1 protein-coding gene is annotated in these 1,665 nt (G+C 45.8%); it reads left to right on the top strand.

Annotated elements, in window-relative coordinates; genetic code table 11:
- Positions 1 to 201: 201 nt before the first annotated feature.
- On the top strand, positions 202 to 1,524 hold the full coding sequence (locus tag IQ257_RS29565) for an FAD-dependent oxidoreductase (RefSeq protein ID WP_193933518.1): 1,323 nt from the start codon (positions 202 to 204) through the stop codon (positions 1,522 to 1,524).
- Positions 1,525 to 1,665 lie beyond the last annotated feature (141 nt).

Here is a 1,665-nt window from a genome sequence, read left to right on the forward strand (position 1 = left end):
CTGTTGATTCATTGAGTCAAATCTTGGCTCCGTTAATTAACTAAGTATTTTTACTCAGCCAATACCTCGTTTTAGCGAGCGCCCTTCATACTTCAGTTATACTACATTTTGAAGTGCGGAATGTGGGTTTTATTATTCCCCTAAACCCCTAGAGTCTGATAAAGTTCTGTACATCAACTAAAAAATGTTGGATATCCCCCGATGATTCAAAACATTGTAATTATTGGAGCCGGTCCGACTGGAGTGTTACTGGCACACTATTTATTGCGCCGGGGCAACTACCACATTGATATCTATGAGCGTCGCCCCGATCCTCGGTTGACTCCTTCGGCTTCGCTCAGGGTTAATGTTTCTAGAAACCGCACGTTCCCGATTTCGCTTCAGGAACGTGGTAGAAAGGCGATACGAGAAATTGTTGGGTTAGAGTCCTCGATTGCTGCTCAAAGTGTGTTCTGTCAGGGGACGATTATCTATGGGAAAAAGGGCAAAGTCCGACAGGTTCCTCGCCAAAATCCGGTTCTCACAATTGATCGCAATCGCCTCGTGACAATTCTGTTGCAGCAATTAACTGAAACTTATAGTCCGAATCAGGTTAAGGTACATTTCAACTGTGAATGTACGGCGGTGGATGGAACGGCTAAAACCGTGACGTTGAAACCGGAGCAGGGAGATAGCTTTACCGTTCACTACGATTTATTGGTGGGTGCTGATGGGGCGCGATCGCGTATTCGAGAGTATTTAGTTGAGAATGCAGGCTTGGTATGTTCCCAAAGCTATGTGCCGGATGCCTATAAATCGGTGTTTTTAAGTCGGCTCAATCCCAGTGCCGGAGTGGAGTTAGAACCGAATAAAATTCATGCCTGGAATTTGAATAATAAAATTCGGATGCTCATGGTTCCCCAACCCGGAAACCAATTGAATGGCGTGATTATTTTTGAGGCTCAGACTAATCCCCTAGAAGGATTATCCACGAAGGAAGACGTTAAGGCATTTTTTCAGGAAAATTTCCCGATCTTTGGTCAGTTGATGTCGCTAGAGGAGGCGGAGGCGTTGCGGAAGCGTCCAGTGGCGAGGGTGTTAACAGTACGCTGCGATCGCTTTCATGAAGGGGATAGCGTGTTACTGATTGGCGATGCGGCTCATGCGGTGTCTCCCTCAATTGGGCAGGGGTGTAATTCGGCGTTAGAGGATGTGCTGATTTTAGGGCAGTTGTTAGAGCAGTATGGAGATGATTGGGGGAAGGTTTTGCCCATGTTTTCAGAGCAACGAGTCCCGGATGCCCATGCTCTACGAGAGTTGTCTGATTATACATTCCCTCGCCAGAAGTTGTTGGTGGTTGAGTTTTTCTGGCGATTGACGGTGAGAAGGCTATTCCATCAATGGTTTCCCCATTGGGTTAAGCCGTTCGTATTTGATTTGGTGTTAGAGACAGACTTACCTTATTCGCAGGTGTTACGTCTTAATCAGGGTTGGATTAATAAGGTGAAGCGATCGCACAAGAGAGTAGGCTTGAATCAAATCTAGGGGCTTTCTAGCCTCATAACTAATTTACACCTATCCTGGCATAACCCCGCGTCGCTCCAAATTCTAGGGGAAATGTGAAATTCAGTTATTTCCCCTAGAAAGTTCCAGCACGTTTAACTACCTGACAGAAAAAATTAAGTC

The organism is Coleofasciculus sp. LEGE 07092 (genome assembly GCF_015207375.1).
Lineage (GTDB): Bacteria > Cyanobacteriota > Cyanobacteriia > Cyanobacteriales > Coleofasciculaceae > LEGE-07092.